Below are 18,862 nucleotides of genomic sequence, written 5' to 3' on the forward strand. Positions count from 1 at the left end.
AATCCGTCACAATCGCGCCAAATTTACCACACATGGTGCGGGCCCTGATACTTCCGTAAGGTCCACAGTGCAGCGGGGACGCTAGGCGGGGACCGCGAAGCTTAGCCTCTGGTCAGCTATCCCGGGCACGATCGCGATCGATCTCGTCGAGACAATGCGCGAGCAATGCCGCGACCAGATGGCACAAGCGCGCGTCGGCGATCGACAGGGCGCGTTCGATGGTTTCGCGCAGGAGCGCCATGTCGTCATTGTCGGCTGCCATGCGGCCCGTCTCGGCATTTCGCTAACTGCGAGCAATGTGCTGGATCAAACTGCTTCGTCTTATACCAGGTTAGGAAGCAGGGCCGCGGATGCGCGCGGTCGACGCCGAAAGGATATGGCTGGCACCCGCCTGGAACCTCTAAATCCGACGGATACCGATCGAGCAGGCCAATAACCGCGATCATCAATACCGGCACCCTTCCCCGAAGCCCTCCCCCTTGCTAAGGCCCCTCCGGTAACAGCATTTTTCGCTCGGTCCCCGACGCGCCCGCGTGGCCTATATGGCTGCTTTCCCCTCGGCGCCCGGCGGCCCGACGCCCACGGGAAGGACCCCTATGACTGCCATTGGCCAGGATACCCTCAAGACCCGCACCAGCCTGTCGACCGGCGGCAAGTCGTACGACTATTACAGCCTTGCCAAGGCGTCCGAGCAGCTCGGCGACATCAGCCGCCTGCCGTTCTCGATGAAGGTCCTTCTCGAGAATCTGCTCCGCTTCGAGGACGGCGTGACCGTCACGCGCGACGACATCCAGGCGATCGTCGATTGGCAGAAGGAGCGTCGCAGCGACCGCGAGATCCAGTATCGCCCCGCGCGCGTGCTGATGCAGGATTTCACCGGGGTCCCTTGCGTGGTCGATCTCGCCGCAATGCGCGACGCGATGACCAAGCTCGGCGGCAACCCCGAGAAGATCAACCCGCAGGTCCCCGTCCACCTCGTCATCGATCACTCGGTGATGGTCGACGAGTTCGGCACCCCGCAGGCGTTCCACGACAACGTCGATCTCGAGTACGAGCGCAACATCGAGCGCTACGAGTTCTTGAAGTGGGGCAGCAAGGCGCTCGACAATTTCCAGGTCGTCCCCCCCGGCACCGGCATCTGCCACCAGGTGAACCTCGAATATATCGGCCAGGCCGTCTGGTCTTCGGCCAGCTCGGGCGAGCACGGTGACGGCACGATGATCGCGTATCCCGATACGCTGGTCGGCACCGACAGCCACACGACGATGATCAACGGTCTCGGCGTACTCGGCTGGGGCGTCGGCGGGATCGAGGCCGAGGCCGCGATGCTCGGCCAGCCCGTGTCGATGCTGATCCCAGAAGTCGTCGGCTTCAAGCTGACCGGCGCGCTGAACGAGGGCATCACCGCCACCGATCTCGTGCTCACCGTCACGCAGATGCTGCGCGCCAAGGGCGTGGTCGGCCGCTTCGTCGAGTTCTTCGGCCCCGGCCTGTCGTCGATGACGCTCGCCGATCGTGCGACGATCGCCAACATGGCGCCCGAGTACGGCGCAACCTGCGGCTTCTTCCCGATCGACGACAAGACGCTCGACTATATGCGCCTCACCGCGCGCTCGGACGAGAATGTCGAGCTGGTCGAGGCCTATGCCAAGGCCAACGGCTTCTGGCGCGACGAGAACGCCGAAGACCCCGTCTTCACCGACACGCTCGAACTCGACATGGGCACCGTCGTCGCCTCGCTTGCCGGCCCGAAGCGCCCGCAGGACCGCGTCAGCCTCAACAAGGTCGACGAGGTGTTCAACAGCGACCTCCACAAGCTGTACCACAAGGAGCAGCCCGCCCGCGTCGCGGTCGAGGGTCGCGAGCATGACATCGGCGACGGCGACGTCGTGATCGCCGCGATCACCAGCTGCACCAACACCTCGAACCCGTCGGTGCTGGTCGCCGCCGGTCTCGTCGCGCGCAAGGCCAACGCGCTCGGCCTCAAGTCGAAGCCCTGGGTGAAGACCTCGCTCGCCCCCGGTTCGCAGGTCGTGACCGACTATCTCGACAAGGCCGGCCTCACCGCGGATCTGAACGCGCTCGGCTTCAACCTCGTCGGTTATGGCTGCACCACCTGCATCGGCAACTCGGGCCCGCTCGCGCCGGCGATCTCGGCTGCGATCAACGAGAACGACCTCGTCGCCGCGTCGGTCCTCTCGGGCAACCGCAACTTCGAGGGCCGCGTGTCGCCCGACGTCCGCGCCAACTTCCTCGCCTCGCCGCCGCTCGTGGTCGCCTATGCGATCAAGGGCACCGTCACGACCGACATGATCGAGACGCCGCTGGGTCAGGGTTCGGACGGGCAGGACGTGTATCTGCGCGATATCTGGCCGACCAACGAGGAAGTCCGCACGACGATGGACGCCAACATCGACGCCGGCATGTTCGGCGCACGCTACGGCGACGTCTATGCGGGCGACGCCAAGTGGCGCGAGATCGACGTCACGGGCTCGGACACCTACGCATGGCGCGCAGGCTCGACCTATGTCGCCAACCCGCCCTATTTCGAGGGCCTCAGCATGACGCCGTCGCCGGTGCAGGACATCATCGACGCCAAGCCGCTCGCGATCCTCGGCGATTCGATCACCACCGATCACATCTCGCCGGCCGGTTCGATCAAGGCCGACTCGCCTGCTGGTCGCTTTCTCCAAGAGCATCAGGTCAGCAAGGCGGACTTCAACAGCTATGGCGCACGCCGCGGCAACCATGACGTGATGATGCGCGGCACCTTCGCCAACATCCGCATCAAGAACGAGATGGTCCCCGGCGTCGAAGGCGGCATGTCGAAGTACGACGGCGAAGTCATGGCGATCTACGACGCCGCCATGCGCTTCAAGCAGGACGGCACGCCGCTGGTGATCGTCGCGGGCAAGGAATACGGCACCGGCTCGTCGCGCGACTGGGCGGCGAAGGGCACCAATTTGTTGGGCGTCCGCGCGGTCATCACCGAGAGCTTCGAGCGCATCCACCGTTCGAACCTGGTCGGCATGGGCGTGCTGCCGCTGCAGTTCGCGGAAGGCACCGATCGCAAGACGCTCGGGCTCGACGGCTCGGAGACGTTCACGATCCTCGACGTGGCGAGCATCCGCCCGCGCCAGGACGTCACCGTGAAGATGACCCGCGCCGACGGGTCGAGCGAGACGTTCCAGACCAAGTGCCGGATCGATACCGTCAACGAACTGGAATATTTCCTCAACGGCGGCATCCTCCACTACGTCCTGCGCAAGCTGGCCGCGTAAGAGTTACGTCGTCCCGGAGCGATCTGGGGCGACGCTTACGCTGATGCCGACGCCTACTCCCAAGCCGTCAGCTACCCATAACAACCGTCATCCCAGCGAAAGCTGGGATATCCCCGTGAGGCGCACGTCGCCCACCACGAGGGATATCCCAGCGTTCGCTGGGATGACGTGTATTGGCGGGCGACGGACGGGCGATATTTTTCGTTGCCGTCATTCCAGCGAAAGCTGGAATATCCCGGTTTGGCGAGCGCCACCCACCACGAGAAATACCCCAGCTTTCGCTGGGGTGACGGCTATGAAGCGGCGCTACGGCCTTAGGCTCGTGACGGACCCAGGCGTGTTACGGAATTGTCCAACGGCATACGCGTGCCGATCGGGCACCATCCCGAACACGAAAAAGGCGGGGCGACCATGAAGGTCGCCCCGTAGTTCAGGGAGAAGACCGGGACAGGGGAGACCCGGTCAAGTCGCCGTCCACAGGGGGAGAGGGAGCGGCGACACACACCCTTTCGGCGCGATATGTTGCAGCGATATGTCGGCGTTGTGTGGGAGGGTATTTTTCCACGACGACCTGAATCCCCCGAGCGCGCGCCCTCGACCGAATTGGTGGTGACCATGATCCCCGATCCGTCCTAAGGGGCAATCCTGAGGGAGACACCATGCTGTCCGGATTTGGCCTGCGCACGTTCTGGGCGATCGTCGTCGTCGTCGTTGCGGCGGTGGCGGTGTTCGCGATCACGCGTGACGTCCAGGGGGCGATCGTGGCGCTGGTCGGCGGGATCGCGGCGGCGCTGGTCGCGGCGGGCACCGGCGACGAGGCCCCTGCCCCCACCGACACGAGCACGGCGACATCCTCCGTGCTCGATGACGTCCTCGATGCGATCGTCGCGCCGGTGCTGCTGGTGCAGGACGGCCGGGTGACCCTGGCGAACACGGCGGCGCGGACGTTGCTCGGCGCGCATATCCTGGGCGAGGATGCGCGGGTCGCGATCCGCCATCCCGCCGCCGCCGAGCGGCTCGGCACGCCGGGCCCGATCGATGGCGAGCGGCCGATCGAGCTGGTCGGGCTCGGCACGCGCGACCAGCGATGGGAGATGCGGCTGGGCGAAGCGTCGGACGGTCAGCGGATCGTCCACCTGATCGACCAGACCGGCAATTACGCGGCCGAGCGGATGCGGATCGATTTCGTCGCCAATGCGAGCCACGAACTCCGCACGCCGCTCGCGTCGATCCTCGGCTTCATCGAGACGCTTCGTGACGAGGCGGGCGAGGATGCGGAGGTTCGCGCGCGCTTCCTCAAGGTGATGGACGACGAGGCGCGGCGGATGCAGCGACTGGTCGAGGACCTGATCTCGTTGTCGCGCATCGAGGCGGAGAAGTTCCGGTTGCCCGACCAGGCGGTCGATCTCGCGCAACTGGTCGAGGACACGCGGGAGGAGCTGGCGGAGGCGGCGGGCGATCGGGGCCGCGACTTGGTCGCGACGATCGACCCGGATCTCGCCGCCGTCTCGGGCGACCGCGTCCAGCTGTCGCAGATGCTCCACAATCTGATCGGCAACGCGATGAAATACGGCCGCGCGGGCACGCCCGTGACGATCGAACTGAAGCGCGACGACGCCGGCATGATCCGGCTTTCGATCCGCGACGAGGGCGACGGGATCGCCGCGGTGCATATCCCGCGGCTGACCGAGCGCTTCTATCGCGCCGACGCCGGGCGCAGCCGATCGCTGGGCGGAACGGGTCTCGGGCTGGCGATCGTCAAGCATATCGTCGAGCGCCACCGCGGCCGGTTCGATATCGCCAGCCAGGTCGGCGTCGGGACGACCGTCTCGGTGATTCTACCGCCAGGAACCAAGGCTTCGAAAGTCGCTGTCATAAAAGGGTAACCCAACTGTCACACAGGATCGCCTTAAGTACCGCTAAGGCCGGTGCATGACGGGAATTCTGGTGCAGCGGTTCGTTCTTCTTGGAGTGTTGGCGGCGGCGACGGGCGCTCTGACCGCGTGCGTCGATCAGGCGAACGGCGGCGGCGCGGGCTCGCGCGACCAGATAACCGCGGTCGGATCGTCGACGGTCTATCCGTTCACGACGATGATCGCCGAGCAGCTTGTGGCGAACGATCCCGATGCGAAGGCGCCGGTGATCGAATCGACCGGCACGGGCGCGGGCATGAAGCTGTTCTGCGCAGGGGTCGGCGCGGCACACCCCGATATCGAGGACGCGTCGCGGCGGATGAAGGCGAGCGAATATAAGAGCTGTGCCGAGAACGGCGTGCGCGACGTCATGGAAATCCAGGTCGGGATCGACGGCATCGCCTTTGCCGAGGCGAAGAACGGCCCCAAGATGCAGCTGACGCCGACCGATCTCTACAAGGCGCTCGCCGCCAATCCGGGCGGCAAGGTGAACACCGCGCGGGTCTGGCGCGACGTCAATCCCGCGCTGCCCGCGGTGCCGATCCAGGTTTACGGCCCGCCGGCAACGAGCGGTACGCGCGATGCGCTGGCCGAGCTGATCCTCACCAAGGGGTGCGAGGACAGCGACCCGACCGCCAAGACGCTCGCCAAGTCCGATCCGGATGCGCACAAGGCGCTCTGCACGCGGGTGCGCGAGGACGGCGTGTATGTCGATGCGGGCGAGAACGACAATCTGATCGTCCAGAAACTGCAGTCGAACCCCAATGCGATCGGCGTGTTCGGCTACAGCTATCTCGAAGAGAATAAGAACGACGTGAACGGGGTGTCGATCTCGGGCGTCGCGCCGACCTACGCGTCGATCGCGGACAACCGGTATCCGGGGTCCCGGCCGCTCTATATCTATGTGAAGAAGGCGCACCTGACGGCGATTCCGGGACTGCGGAATTTGCTGAAGCTGTATGCGGCCAACTGGGGGGCGACGGGGCCATTGGTGAAGCGAGGGTTGATCGCGGCACCGGCGGAGATCCAGGCGCGGTCGGCGGCGATTATCGCGAATGAGACGGTGCTCGATCCGGCGGTGTTGTCGTGATGCGCGGCGTTATCGTGGTGCTCAGCCCACACAACCGCGCTCCCGTCCTAGTTCCCCCGCGAACGCGGGGGCCCAGGAGCCAAGCTCGATACCGGAACTTAGCTGGCCCCCCGCGTCCGCGGGGGAACGGGAATTTTGCGTCGATAACATCACCCAATAGCACCACCACCCCGGCGAAGGCCGGGGCCCAGTTGGGCACCGTCGGATTGGTGAGCGCTGCGTTCAATTACCTCGACCTTTCCAACTGGGCCCCGGCCTCCGCCGGGGTGGTACCTAATGACGTGGTGGACACCGGCTCGGTGGCAGTCGGGGAGCACATCTAATGTCCGCCATCGCCCTCCTCTTCCTCGTCCTCGGCCTAGGCCTGATCGGCTGGCTCACCGCACGCGTTCGCGCCACGCGCTTCCGCGCCGGCAGCACCGTGCGGTTCAGTTCGCTCCCGTCGCACCACGGCTGGTTCGTCGCGCTGTGGACCGCCGTTCCCCCGCTGATCTTCCTCGTCATCTGGTCGATGACCTCACCCGCGCTCGTCACGGACACCGTGCTCTCGACGCCCGCCGCGATGCAGCTCCCACCGCCCGGCTTCGATCGCGCGTCGATCCTGTCCGAAGCGCGCAGCCTTGCCGAGGGGCGCAGCTTCGGCGCGTTCCACGGGCTTTCCCGCACGCTCGCCCCCTCCTACGCCGCCGCGCAGACGCGCTACGACTGGATCGCCACTGCCCTGGCGCTGCTGCTCGCCTTTGCCGGCGGCGCCTTCGCGTTCACCCGCGTGAAGCCCGGTTTCGGCGCGCGGACGCAGGTCGAGCGAGTGGTGATGCTGATGCTGCTTGGCGCATCGCTGATCGCGATCCTGACCACCGTCGGCATCGTCGCGTCGCTGCTGTACGAATCCGCGCGGTTCTTTCACGTAGTGCCGATCACCGACTTCCTGTTCGGCACGCACTGGAGCCCGCAGGTGATCGACGGCCGCGATCCCGGCGCGTCGCTCGGCGCGGTGCCGTTGTTCTGGGGCACGTTCTTCATCGGCGCGGTGATCGCGATGATCGTCGCCATTCCTTTTGGTTTGATGAGCGCGATCTACCTCACGCAATATGCCGCGCCGACCACGCGCAAATGGATGAAGCCGATCCTCGAGATGCTCGCGGGCGTCCCGACCGTCGTCTACGGCTATTTCGCCGCGCTGACCGTCGCGCCCGCGGTACGCGACTTCGCGGTCTCGATCGGGATCAGTTGGGCGTCCTCCGAGAGCGCGCTCGCCGCCGGCCTCGTGATGGGCATCATGATCATCCCGTTCGTCTCGTCGATGGCCGATGACTCCATCGCCGCAGTCCCGTCGTCGATGCGCGACGGCAGCCTGGCGATGGGCGCGACGTCGTCGGAGACGATCCGCCGCGTGTTGCTCCCGGCCGCCCTCCCCGGGGTCGTCGGCGGCGTGCTGCTCGCCGTGTCGCGCGCGATCGGCGAGACGATGATCGTCGTCATGGCGGCCTCCGGCGTCGCGACGCTGACGCTCAACCCCTTCGCCAGCACCACCACCGTCACCAAGCAGATCGTCGACCTGCTGACCGGCGAGGCCGAGTTCGACAGCCCCAAGACGCTCGCCGCGTTCGCGCTCGGCCTGACGCTGTTCGTCGTCACGCTCCTCCTCAACATCGTCGCGCTCCGCGTCGTCAAACGGTACCGCGAAGCCTATGAGTGACACGCTCGTGCCCCAGATCCCCACGACGAATGCCGAGCCCGTGCGTCGCGTCCCGACCGACTGGACGACGCAGGCGATGCAATCGCGCATCCGCCGCCGCTACGCGTCCGAGCGCCGCTTCCGCTTCGCCGGGCTCGCCGCGGTGTGGCTGTCGGCGGCGTTTCTCGCCTATCTGCTGATCACGATGGTGATGCAGGGCGCGAGCGGCTTCGTCGAGACGCGCGTGTCGCTCCCGGTCGATCTCGCCGCCGCGAAACTGCCGATCGAGCCCGCCCGCCTCGTCGGTCGCGGCGCCGATCTCGCGCTCGCAGGTGCGGGTCTCGAAGGCACCGTGCTGGCCGCGGCGAGCGCCAAATACGGCAAGGATGGTGCAAATCTGTTGTCCGACGGCGCGTGGGCGGTGGTGCGCGACGCGATCAAGGCCGATCCGTCGCTGCTCCAGCGCAAGGCGGTGTTCGAAGTCCCCGTCTCCAGCCCGATCGACGTCGCCGCCAAGGGCAACGGCACACCCGATGCGGAGGCCGTAGTCGCCCGGTTGAAGGCGAGCGGCGCGCTGAGCCGTGGGTTCAACGCCGGCTTCCTGACTTCGGCGGACTCCACCGATGCCACCCGTGTCGGCATCTGGGGTGCGTTCAAGGGATCGCTGCTGACGATGGTCGTCACGCTGCTGCTCGCCTTCCCGATCGGTGTGCTGTCCGCGCTGTATCTCGAGGAATACGCGCCGAAGAACCGCTGGACCGACCTGATCGAAGTGTCGATCAACAACCTCGCGGCGGTCCCCTCGATCATCTTCGGGTTGCTTGGGCTCGCGGTGTTCCTCGGCACGTTCGGGATGCCGCGCTCGGCGCCGATCGTCGGTGGTCTCACGCTCGCGCTGATGACGATGCCGGTCATCGTCATCGCCGGCCGCAACGCGATCAAGAGCGTCCCGCCCTCGATCCGCGACGCGGCACTCGGGATCGGCGCGTCGCCGGTCCAAGTCGTGTTCCACCACGTCCTGCCGCTCGCGCTGCCGGGCATCCTCACCGGCACGATCATCGGCATGGCACGCGCGCTGGGCGAAACCGCACCGTTGCTGATGATCGGCATGCGCGCGTTCATCGCCGCGCCGCCGTCCGGTCTCAAGGATCCCGCGACCGTGCTGCCCGTCCAGATCTTCCTCTGGTCCGATCAGGTCAGCCGCGGCTTCGTCGAAAAGACCTCCGCCGCGATCATCGTCCTGCTCGTGTTCCTGCTCGCGATGAACGGCGTCGCGATCTACCTCCGCAACCGATTCGAGACCCGCTGGTGATGACCAAGAGCCTGAAAATGCCGATTCTCAAAATGACGGCGCGCAACGTCTCCGTCGCGTACGGCAGCAAGATCGCGATCAACAACGTCTCGATCGACGTCGACCAGGACGAGGTGGTCGCGTTCATCGGCCCGTCGGGCTGCGGCAAGTCGACCTTCTTGCGCACGCTCAACCGCATGAACGACACCGTCGCGAGCGCGCGCGTCACCGGCGAGATCAAGCTCGACGGCCAGGATATCTACTCGCCCGACATGGACGTGGTGCAGCTCCGCGCCCGCGTCGGCATGGTGTTCCAGAAGCCCAACCCGTTCCCGAAATCGATCTACGAGAACGTCGCTTATGGCCCGCGCATTCACGGGCTAGCCGGCGCGAAGGCGGATCTCGACCGGATCGTCGAGAAGTCGCTGCGCCGCGCCGGCTTGTGGGACGAGGTCAAGGATCGGCTCAGCGACAGCGGCACGGCGCTGTCGGGCGGCCAGCAGCAGCGGCTGTGCATCGCGCGCGCGATCGCGGTCGATCCAGAGGTCATCCTGATGGACGAACCCTGCTCGGCACTCGATCCGATCGCGACCGCCAAGATCGAGGAGCTGATCCACGAACTGCGCGGCCGCTACGCGATGGTGATCGTCACGCACAACATGCAGCAGGCCGCGCGCGTCAGCCAGAAGACCGCGTTTTTCCACCTGGGATCTCTGGTCGAATACGGCAACACCTCGGACATCTTCACCAATCCCCGCGAAGAGCGGACCAAGGATTACATCACCGGCCGTTACGGCTGAGTCGGGAAACGACCATGAACACGCATACGGTCAAGGCCTTCGACAACGACATCGGCGAGCTCCGCGGGTTGATCTCGCAGATGGGCGGGCTCGCCGAGGACGCGATCGACAAGGCGATGCAGGCGCTGCAACGCAACGACCTCGCGCTCGCCGAACAGGTGCGCGTCGCCGACAAGCAGATCGACGTGATCGAGGCGGAGGTCGAGCGGCTCGCCGTCCGGATCATCGCTTTGCGCGCGCCGATGGCGGTCGACCTGCGCGAGGTCGTCGCCGCGCTGAAGATCGCGGGCGTCGTCGAGCGGATCGGCGATTACGCCAAGAACATCGCCAAGCGCGTGCCGATGATCGAGAGCGAGCACCGGATCGAACCGATCTCGATCCTGCCGGCGATGGGCCGGATGGCGAGCGAGATGGTCCACGACGTGCTTGACGCGTTCGCCGCGCGCGACGCGGAAGAGGCGGTGCGGGTGGTCGAAAGCGACAACGCGCTCGACGATTTCTACGACAGCATTTTCCGCACGCTCGTCACCTACATGGTCGAGAACCCCAGGACGATCGGTCAGGTCGCGCATCTGCTGTTCGTCGCCAAGAACCTCGAGCGGATCGGCGATCACGCGACCAACGTCGCCGAGATGGTCTATTTCGCCGCGACCGGCACGCAGATGGTCGACCGGGAACGCGGTATCAAGCAGGAGCAGGCATAATGGCACGCGCGAAGATGCTGTTGGTCGAGGACGATGCAGCCCTCGCCGAATTGCTGGTGTGGCATTTCAAGCGCGAGGATTTCGAGATCGCGCATACCCCCGATGGTGAGGAAGCCTTGCTCCTCGCCAAGGAAAAGGTGCCCGATATCGTGCTGCTCGACTGGATGGTCGAGGGGTTGTCGGGAATCGAGGTGTGCCGTCGCCTGCGCCGCGCGCCCGAGACGCAGAACGTGCCGATCATCATGCTGACCGCGCGCGGTGAGGAAGAGGATCGTGTCCGCGGGCTCGAAACCGGCGCCGACGATTACGTGACGAAACCCTTTTCGCCGCGCGAACTCGTCGCCCGCGTAGGGGCTGTCCTGCGCCGCGTCCGCCCTGCCCTCGCCGGTGAAGCGCTGAGCTATGCCGACATCGAGATGGACACCGTCGGCCACAAGGTCCGTCGCTCGGGCGAAGTCGTGTCGCTCGGACCGACCGAGTTCCGCCTGCTGAAGCATTTCCTCGAGCATCCCGGCTGGGTGTTCTCGCGCGAGCGGCTGCTCGATGCGGTCTGGGGGCATGACTCGGACATCGAGAGCCGCACGGTTGACGTGCACATCCGCCGGCTGCGCAAGGCGATCAACGTCGGCGAGCGTCCGGATATCATCCGCACCGTCCGTTCGGCAGGCTATTCGCTCGATACGGGGGGGTAACGAGACTGTCCCGCGGTGGGGCGAATGGAATCGGATGCGAAACGAAGGACCCAAGCGCGACTTAGTGCGTTCAGACGTCGCGCTACCAAAATGGTGCACCCATTTAGGAGATTCGTATGAAGTCCATTCTTCTCGCCGCTGCCGCTCTTCTCGCGTCGCCCGTGATCGCCCAGACGACGCCGCCGGCCGATCCCGCCGCGCAGACCGCACCGGCCGATCCCGCGATGCAGACGGCACCCGCGGACCAGGCAGCCCCTGCTGACCCCGCAGCCCCTGCCGCACCCGCGGATCAGGCGATGGCCGCACCTGCCGATCCGGCAGCAGCACCCGCCGCACCGATGGCCGCCCCCGCACCGGGCACGGCCCGCGTGACCTTCGGTCAGCCGACGGTAACGCCGCCAACGCCAGCACCCGCCGAGTATCCGGTGTGCTCGAAGACGGTCAAGGACGGCTGCCGCAACCGCGGCGGCAAGTAAGCTACAGTGCAAGCGGCGGGTGATCCTGCCGCTTGCGTAGCCAGCTTTACGTTCTAGGAAAGGCGCTCCAACCATAAGAGAGGAGCGCCTTTTCCATGTCTATTCGCTTTGATGACAGAGTAGCCATCGTCACCGGCGCAGGCGGCGGCCTCGGCCGCGAATACGCACTCGAGCTCGCCCGCCGTGGTGCGAAGGTCGTCGTCAACGATCTCGGCGCCTCGTGCGACGGCACCGGTCATTCCGACGCCGCGCTGAAGGTCGTCGAGGAAATCGAAGCAGCCGGCGGCGAAGCGATGTCGAACGGCGGCAGCGTCACCGACTACGACCAGATGGTCGAGATGGTTGCCCGCGCCTCCGAGAAATGGGGCGGCGTCCACATCCTCATCAACAACGCCGGCGTGCTGCGCGACAAGAGCTTCGCCAAGATGGAGCCCGCCGACTTCAAGTTCGTCGTCGACGTCCACCTGAACGGCTCGGCCAACGCCACCAAGGCGGTGTGGGACACGATGCGTGCCCAAAATTACGGCCGCATCCTGATGACCGCGTCGTCGACCGGCCTGTACGGCAATTTCGGCCAGGCGAATTACGGTGCCGCGAAGCTTGGCCTCGCGGGGCTGACCAAGACGCTCGCGATCGAGGGCGCGAAGAACAACATCAAGGTCAACACGATCGCCCCCACCGCGGGCACGCGGATGACGCAGGACATCTTCCCCGAGGAAGCGTTCAGGGCCTTCTCCCCCGACAAGGTCGCACCGGCCGCGGTATTCCTCGTGTCCGAAGACGCGCCGACCAACATGATCGTCGGTGCCGGTGCCGGCGTGTTCCAGGCGGCGTACGTAACGCTGACTCAGGGCAAGCTGCTGACGGGCGACGATCTGTCGGTCGAGGGTGTCGCAGCGAACTGGGACGCGATCATCGACCGCACGGGCGAGATCGTCCCGCAGTCGGGCTCGGAACAGTCGATGACCATCCTGAGCAAGCTGCAAGAGCGCTGATCTACCGTTCCCCCGCGAAAGCGGGGGTCCAGGATCACGAACGCCATCGCTTGCGACCCTGGGCTCCCGCTTTCGCGGGAGAACAATATCGTCTCGACAGAGTGGGGTTCGCTCTTATCGCGGTTCGCGCATCTGCCAGACGACCCTGCCAATGACCGCGATCGCCCCGTCCGGCACTGCTGCCGCATCGGGGTTGTCGCTCGTCGCCACTAGCGCCCCCCGCAACAAGGCCACGCGCTTCACCATCACCGCGTCGTCGATCCGGATGACATACAGCCCGCCTCTCGCGCGCGGTGTCCGGTCGGCTGTGTCGACGACGATGTGATCGCCGTCGAACAATCCCGGCTCCATCGAACTGCCCCGGACGCGGATGATCGCCGCCTGCCCGTCCATGAGCCCGAGTTTGCGCGCCAGCCCCGGATCGAGCGTATCGGTACCGAGCACGATCTCGCCATCCACCAGCGCCCCCGGCCCCGCCGACGCGGCGACGTCGAGTTTGCGGATGCGAAACCCGGCCGCTCTGCCGGCGGGCGCGCCCAGCGTCGCTTCGCTCACGCCGAGATATTCCGCCAACAGTCTCCGGTCGCGTTCGCCAAGTACCCGCGGCGATCCGCGGCGGACATATTGCTGGAGATACGCGGCGTTGCGGCCGAGCATTGCCGACAGCGCCGCCAAGCTGTCGCCACGCGCCGCCGCCAGCGTCGCCAGCGCAGTCTTTGGGTCGGGATCGGATGCAGTTTTCGACACCCCCGGACCGTAGCGCAGGAAATTTCCTAGACAAGTAGGATTTGGCGGAACAGATCAGGAACGAGGCAAGGGACTCGGGAGGAACGACGGTGACGATTCTCATGAAGATCGATCGATATCTGCGACAGACAGGCATGCCGATGACCAAGTTCGGACGGCTGGCGGTGGGCGATCCGCGGCTCGTGCACGACCTGCGCCGCGGCCGTCAGGCGCGCGAACCGATGGTGGCGAAGATCGAGTCGTTCATCGAACGGCACGGCGCATGAGGATGGACGCGATCCGTGGCCCCGACGCCGGTACGCTTCTGATCCGCGCTCTCCGAAGCAACGCGAGCGCGGCAGGCATAACGATGCAGGTCGCGACGATCGCCTGCACGCCCTGGGCGAGCGCCACCTTCGTCGGCACGTTGCACCGGCTGACGATCGCGGCCGATCCCGTACCCGGTCTTCGAGACTGGATCGACGGGTTGCCCGAAGCGGAGTTCGCGATGCGCGGGCATATCGTCGCCGACCTTAGCGTCGACAGCATCGCGACGATCGGCGACCGCGAGCATGTGACCATCGCGGTGCTGACGCTGATCGACGCGTAAACCGTTCGAGAGGGCTGGACTTTCGCCGTCCGAGACACGAAGTCGGCGGTCAACGAAGGAGATGACGATGGCCGGGATGGGCAAGTTCGACTGGGCGGATCCGTTCCTGCTCGACGATCAGTTGAGCGAGGACGAGCGGATGATCCGCGACACCGCGAAGGCGTATGCCGACGACAAGCTCGCGCCGCGGATCATCGACGCGTTCCAGCACGAGCATACCGATCCCGCGATTTTCCGCGAGATGGGCGCGCTGGGGCTGCTCGGGCCGACCATCCCGGAAGAATATGGCGGCGTCGGCGCGTCCTACGTCTCCTACGGTCTGGTCGCGCGCGAGGTCGAGCGGATCGACTCAGGGTATCGCTCGATGATGTCGGTGCAGTCGAGCCTCGTGATGTACCCGATCAACGCGTTCGGCTCCGAGGCGCAGAAGCGCAAGTTCCTGCCCAAGCTTGCGAGCGGCGAGTGGATCGGCTGCTTTGGGCTGACCGAGCCCGATGCCGGCTCCGACCCGGGCAGCATGACGACGCGCGCGAAGAAGACCGCGAACGGCTATGTGATCTCGGGCGCGAAGACGTGGATTTCGAACTCGCCGATCGCCGACGTGTTCGTGATCTGGGCGAAGTCCGACGAGCATGGCGGCGGTATTCGCGGATTCATCCTGGAACGGGGCATGAAGGGGCTGGAAACGCCCAAGATCGAGGGCAAGCTGTCGCTGCGCGCGTCGATCACCGGGATGGTGATGATGGACGAGGTCGAGGTCGGCGAGGACGCGCTGCTGCCCGACGTGCAGGGACTGAAGGGGCCGTTCGGCTGCCTCAATCGGGCTCGCTACGGGATTTCGTGGGGCGCACTTGGCGCGGCCGAGTTCTGCTTCCATGCCGCGCGGCAGTACGGGCTCGATCGCAACCAGTTCGGGACGCCGCTCGCCGGGCGTCAGCTGTTCCAGAAGAAGCTGGCGGACATGGAAACCGAGATCGCGCTGGGGTTGCAGGCGAGCTTGCGCGTCGGGCGGTTGATGGACGAGGGCCGGTTCGCACCGGAGATGGTCTCGATCGTCAAGCGCAACAATGTCGGCAAGGCGCTCGAGATCGCGCGGATGTCGCGCGACATGCACGGTGGCAACGGGATTTCGGGGGAGTATCAGGTGATGCGCCATCTGATGAACCTCGAGACGGTGAATACGTACGAGGGCGCGCATGACGTGCATGCGCTGATTTTGGGGCGGGCGATTACCGGTATCGCTGCGTTTTGAAGGCTGCGCGAGGATCGTCGCACCACCCCGGCGAAGGCCGGGGCCCAATTGGGGGACACGCCTTGGCTGATGCTGTGCGCAGTTACTCCAACCTTTCCAATTGGGCCCCGACCTCCGCCGGGGTGGTGCTGTGATCGTGGAGGGTAAACCCTCCACCCTCGCCGGCTTGAAGGTCGTCGAACTCGCACGCATTCTGGCTGGGCCTTGGGCAGGCCAAGTACTTGCCGATCTCGGCGCCGACGTGGTCAAGGTCGAGAGCCCCGCGGGCGACGACACGCGCACCTGGGGGCCGCCGTTCATCGACAACCCCGACGGCACGCGGGATGCCGCGTATTTCCATGCCGCCAACCGCGGGAAGCGATCGGTCGTCGCCGACTTTACCACGCCGGAAGGACAAGCTGTCGTCCGCGACCTGATCGCCGATGCCGACGTCGTGATCGAGAATTTCAAGGTCGGCGGGCTGGCCAAATACGGGCTCGACTATGCGACGCTTGCCGCGATCAATCCGCGGCTGGTGTATTGCTCGATCACGGGGTTCGGCCAGGACGGCCCCTACGCCCCGCGCGCCGGTTACGACTTCATCGTCCAGGGCATGAGCGGAATCATGGACCTGACCGGCGAGCCTGATGGCGCGCCGCAGAAGATCGGCGTGGCGTTCGCCGACATCATGACCGGGCTGTATGCCGTGATCGCGATCCAGGCCGCGCTGGCGATGCGCGAGCGGACCGGCCGGGGTCAGCAGATCGACATGGCGTTGCTCGATACGATGACCGGCGTGCTGGCGAACCAGGCGATGAACTGGTTCGCCAGCGGCGTATCGCCGACGCGGGTCGGGAATGCGCATATGAACGTGTGTCCGTATGCGGTGTTTCCGTGCGCCGATGGGTGGTTCATCCTGGCGGTCGGGAATGACGGGCAGTTCCGGCGGTTCTGCGACGCGATGGGCTTGCCCGAGATGCGCGACGATCCGCGGTTCGCGACCAATGCCGGGCGGCTGGCGTTCAAGGACGTATTGTTTGCAGGGATTGAGGCGGCGACGTCGCTGGTGCCTAAGCTCGAACTGCTTGCGCGGCTGGAGACGGTTGGCGTGCCGGCCGGGCCGATCAATACGGTCGCGCAGGCGTTCGATGACCCGCAGGTGATCGCGCGGGGGATGGCGATCGACGTGGCGCGGCCGGATGGGTCGTCGGTGCCGGGGCTGCGGACGCCGATCCGGTTTTCGGAGGCGGAGCTTGCGATCGGGCGGGCGGCGCCGATGCTGCCCCGGTCGTCATCCTGACGAACGTCAGGACCCAGAGCCACGCACGTCAGCGTTCGTGGCTCTGGGTCCTGGGTCGAGCCCAGGATGACGGAATGGGTTAGGCCGCGACCTCCGCGACCGGCTTCCGCGCATACAACCCGTACGCCAGGATCAGCGCGTAGCAGATCGCCGGAAGCAGCAGCGCGAAGTGCAGGCTGCCCGACGTGTCGGCGAGCATCCCCGTCAGATACGGGATGATCGCGCCGCCGACGATCGCCGTGGCGATCACGCCCGAGCCTTCCGCCGCACGCTTGCCGAGACCCTCGGAGGCCAGCGAGAAGATCGTCGGGAACATCACGGCGTTCATCAGACCGATCGCGAGCAACGCCCAGCCCGACAAAGCACCCTCGGTGTTCGCCGAGATCAGGATCAGCGCCAGCGTCCCCGTCGCGACGCCCGCGAGGACCTTGCCCGGCGACACCTTGTTCAGCACGTACGCGCCGATGAACCGGCCGACCAGCGCGCCGCCCCAGTAGAACGGCACGTGCTTGCCCGCCGCAACGTCGCTGAGGCCCATCACGCTCGGCTGCATCAGGTAATTAACGATCAGCGAACCGACCGCGACCTCCGCGCCGACGTACAGGAAGATGCACGCCGTCCCCATCGCGAAACGCGGGCGCTTGAGCAGCGTGAACGCGTGGAAGATGCTGCCGGTCTGGTCCTGCTCCTCGTTGAGCCGGTTGCGACGCGTCCACACCACGGCCGCGACGATCAGCAGCGCGATGGCGAGGCCGATATAGGTGTGCACGACCGTCCGTGACGACTCGGTGCGGTACGCGTCGAGCGCGGCGCCGGTGAGCTTCGAGGAGTCGACCGTCGCCAGCCCGCCGAGGATCAGCGCGGAGCCGACATACGGGAAGATCGTGGTGCCGAGCGAGTTGAACGCCTGCGCGAAGGTCAGCCGGCTCGAGGCGGACTTGGGATGGCCGAGCGCCGAAATCAGCGGGTTGGCGACGACCTGCACCACGGTGATGCCGGCGCCGAGCACAAACAGCGCGAACAGGAACATCCCGAAGCTCGCCTGCCCGGCGGCGGGGATGAACAACAGGCAGCCCGCGGTCATCGTCACGAGGCCGATCGACGCGGTCCGCATATAGCCCGCTTTCCGCACGATCGCGGCGGCGGGGATCGAGAACAGCGCATAGGCGAGGAAGAACGCCGACTGGACCAGCATCGCGGTCGCGTGGTCGAGCGTGAAGAGCTCCTTCATCTTCGGGATGATGATGTCGTTCAGCGAAGTGATGCCGCCGAAGATGAAGAACAGCGCGAACACGAACACGCGCAAGTCGGGCGCGTCGTAGCCGTGGCTGGCATCGCCGCCGGCTGCCCCATCCTGAAGGGGTGTGGATTTGGTATCGACGTGCATCGTGTTGCGCCCTCTCGCGGTATTATTCGCGCGACATAAGCCGGTGCGGCAGCGCGTGGCAATGCCGGTTGGTGCGATCCAGCCCGGCGCGCTAGGACGGGGGCCATGAGCCGCTTCACCGTCAACAACGAGCCGATCGAATACAAGCTCGACCCGCAGACGCCGCTGCTGTGGGCGTTGCGCGATGCGTCGAACCTGACGGGGACGAAATATGGCTGCGGCACCGGCCATTGCGGGGCGTGCACGGTCGACATCGACGGCCGTGCGATGCGGAGTTGTCGCGTGCCGATCGGCTCGATCGAGGGCGCGTACGTCACGACGATCGAGGGCCTGTCGCGCGAGCGCAATCATCCGGTGCAACTGGCCTTCATCGCGGAGGCGGTGCCGCAGTGCGGGTTCTGCATCCCGGGGATGATCGTGGCGGCGGCGGCGTTGCTAAAGCGGAATGCCGACCCAAGCGAAGAGCTGATCCGGGAGCAGATCACAAATTTGTGTCGGTGCGGAGTGTATCCGCGAGTAGTCGAGGCGGTGCAGCGGGCCGGACGGGCGATCCGCGGGGAAGAGGTCATTCCCGCGGGGCCGAGACCGGGGATCGATCCGGCGGACTCGGCGCGGCTGGTACCGGCGCTGGTACCACCGCCCGCCCGGTAGCTCACCCTCCGGGCACAACAAAGCTCTTATCCCAAGA

General features: G+C 66.1%; 18 protein-coding genes. 15 read left to right on the forward strand and 3 right to left on the reverse strand.

Going from position 1 to position 18,862, the window contains the following annotated elements; all coding sequences use genetic code 11:
• Window positions 1-112: 112 nt before the first annotated feature.
• Window positions 113-262 (reverse strand): hypothetical protein, encoded by a 150-nt coding sequence (locus NLI89_RS09340; protein WP_254686788.1) that lies wholly within the window; start codon window positions 260-262, stop codon window positions 113-115.
• 334 nt (window positions 263-596) lie between these two features.
• On the opposite strand from NLI89_RS09340, the gene acnA reads away from it, so the two are divergent.
• The 10 genes from acnA (at window position 597) to NLI89_RS09390 (ending at window position 12,920) form a co-directional block, all read left to right on the forward strand.
• Window positions 597-3,281 (forward strand): aconitate hydratase AcnA, encoded by a 2,685-nt coding sequence (gene acnA / locus NLI89_RS09345; RefSeq protein ID WP_254686789.1) that lies wholly within the window; start codon window positions 597-599, stop codon window positions 3,279-3,281.
• Between the two features lie 659 nt (window positions 3,282-3,940).
• The gene (locus NLI89_RS09350; protein ID WP_254686790.1) at window positions 3,941-5,167 is read left to right on the forward strand and encodes an ATP-binding protein; all 1,227 of its coding nucleotides are present in this window, start codon (window positions 3,941-3,943) and stop codon (window positions 5,165-5,167) included.
• Between the two features lie 46 nt (window positions 5,168-5,213).
• Window positions 5,214-6,284: a substrate-binding domain-containing protein gene (locus tag NLI89_RS09355; protein ID WP_254686791.1), complete on the forward strand. Its 1,071-nt coding sequence runs from the start codon at window positions 5,214-5,216 to the stop codon at window positions 6,282-6,284.
• 322 nt (window positions 6,285-6,606) lie between these two features.
• Window positions 6,607-7,983, forward strand: a complete 1,377-nt coding sequence (pstC, locus tag NLI89_RS09360) for a phosphate ABC transporter permease subunit PstC (protein ID WP_254686792.1) — start codon at window positions 6,607-6,609, stop codon at window positions 7,981-7,983.
• Complete coding sequence (gene pstA, locus NLI89_RS09365) at window positions 7,976-9,274, forward strand: phosphate ABC transporter permease PstA (RefSeq protein ID WP_254686793.1); 1,299 nt, start codon at window positions 7,976-7,978, stop codon at window positions 9,272-9,274. The genes pstC and pstA overlap by 8 nt, the downstream gene beginning before the upstream one ends.
• Window positions 9,275-9,291: 17 nt before the next feature.
• Window positions 9,292-10,053, forward strand: a complete 762-nt coding sequence (pstB, locus tag NLI89_RS09370; protein WP_439144500.1) for a phosphate ABC transporter ATP-binding protein PstB — start codon at window positions 9,292-9,294, stop codon at window positions 10,051-10,053.
• Window positions 10,054-10,067: 14 nt separating this feature from the next.
• The gene (gene phoU / locus NLI89_RS09375; protein ID WP_254686794.1) at window positions 10,068-10,757 is read left to right on the forward strand and encodes a phosphate signaling complex protein PhoU; all 690 of its coding nucleotides are present in this window, start codon (window positions 10,068-10,070) and stop codon (window positions 10,755-10,757) included.
• Window positions 10,757-11,449: a phosphate regulon transcriptional regulator PhoB gene (gene phoB, locus NLI89_RS09380; RefSeq protein ID WP_055873047.1), complete on the forward strand. Its 693-nt coding sequence runs from the start codon at window positions 10,757-10,759 to the stop codon at window positions 11,447-11,449. The genes phoU and phoB overlap by 1 nt, the downstream gene beginning before the upstream one ends.
• A 116-nt stretch (window positions 11,450-11,565) precedes the next feature.
• Window positions 11,566-11,925, forward strand: a complete 360-nt coding sequence (locus NLI89_RS09385) for a hypothetical protein (RefSeq protein WP_254686795.1) — start codon at window positions 11,566-11,568, stop codon at window positions 11,923-11,925.
• Between the two features lie 95 nt (window positions 11,926-12,020).
• Window positions 12,021-12,920, forward strand: a complete 900-nt coding sequence (locus tag NLI89_RS09390; RefSeq protein ID WP_254686796.1) for an SDR family NAD(P)-dependent oxidoreductase — start codon at window positions 12,021-12,023, stop codon at window positions 12,918-12,920.
• Window positions 12,921-13,034: 114 nt separating this feature from the next.
• On the opposite strand, the gene NLI89_RS09395 is transcribed toward NLI89_RS09390, so the two are convergent.
• Window positions 13,035-13,667 carry a S24 family peptidase gene (locus tag NLI89_RS09395; RefSeq protein WP_254686797.1) on the reverse strand — a complete coding sequence of 211 codons (633 nt, stop codon included), beginning with the start codon at window positions 13,665-13,667 and terminating at the stop codon, window positions 13,035-13,037.
• Window positions 13,668-13,756: 89 nt separating this feature from the next.
• Between NLI89_RS09395 and NLI89_RS09400 the strand changes: the two genes are divergently transcribed.
• The 4 genes from NLI89_RS09400 to NLI89_RS09415 all read left to right on the forward strand — a co-directional run bounded on the left by NLI89_RS09400 (window position 13,757) and on the right by NLI89_RS09415 (window position 16,787).
• Complete coding sequence (locus tag NLI89_RS09400) at window positions 13,757-13,933, forward strand: hypothetical protein (RefSeq protein WP_254686798.1); 177 nt, start codon at window positions 13,757-13,759, stop codon at window positions 13,931-13,933.
• Between the two features lie 2 nt (window positions 13,934-13,935).
• Window positions 13,936-14,256 (forward strand): hypothetical protein, encoded by a 321-nt coding sequence (locus tag NLI89_RS09405; RefSeq protein ID WP_254686799.1) that lies wholly within the window; start codon window positions 13,936-13,938, stop codon window positions 14,254-14,256.
• Window positions 14,257-14,323: 67 nt separating this feature from the next.
• A complete protein-coding gene (locus tag NLI89_RS09410; protein ID WP_254686800.1) occupies window positions 14,324-15,508 on the forward strand; it encodes an acyl-CoA dehydrogenase in 1,185 nt (394 codons plus the stop codon).
• A gap of 136 nt (window positions 15,509-15,644) precedes the next feature.
• On the forward strand, window positions 15,645-16,787 hold the full coding sequence (locus tag NLI89_RS09415; protein ID WP_254686801.1) for a CaiB/BaiF CoA transferase family protein: 1,143 nt from the start codon (window positions 15,645-15,647) through the stop codon (window positions 16,785-16,787).
• Window positions 16,788-16,866: 79 nt separating this feature from the next.
• Here NLI89_RS09415 and NLI89_RS09420 read toward each other — a convergent pair whose 3' ends face one another.
• Window positions 16,867-18,174 (reverse strand): sugar MFS transporter, encoded by a 1,308-nt coding sequence (locus NLI89_RS09420; RefSeq protein ID WP_254686802.1) that lies wholly within the window; start codon window positions 18,172-18,174, stop codon window positions 16,867-16,869.
• Between the two features lie 105 nt (window positions 18,175-18,279).
• Here NLI89_RS09420 and NLI89_RS09425 point away from each other — a divergent pair, with 105 nt between their 5' ends.
• Window positions 18,280-18,825 (forward strand): (2Fe-2S)-binding protein, encoded by a 546-nt coding sequence (locus NLI89_RS09425; RefSeq protein WP_254686803.1) that lies wholly within the window; start codon window positions 18,280-18,282, stop codon window positions 18,823-18,825.
• Window positions 18,826-18,862 lie beyond the last annotated feature (37 nt).

The organism is Sphingomonas faeni (genome assembly GCF_024273235.1).
GTDB classification, from domain to species: Bacteria; Pseudomonadota; Alphaproteobacteria; order Sphingomonadales; family Sphingomonadaceae; genus Sphingomonas; species Sphingomonas faeni_A.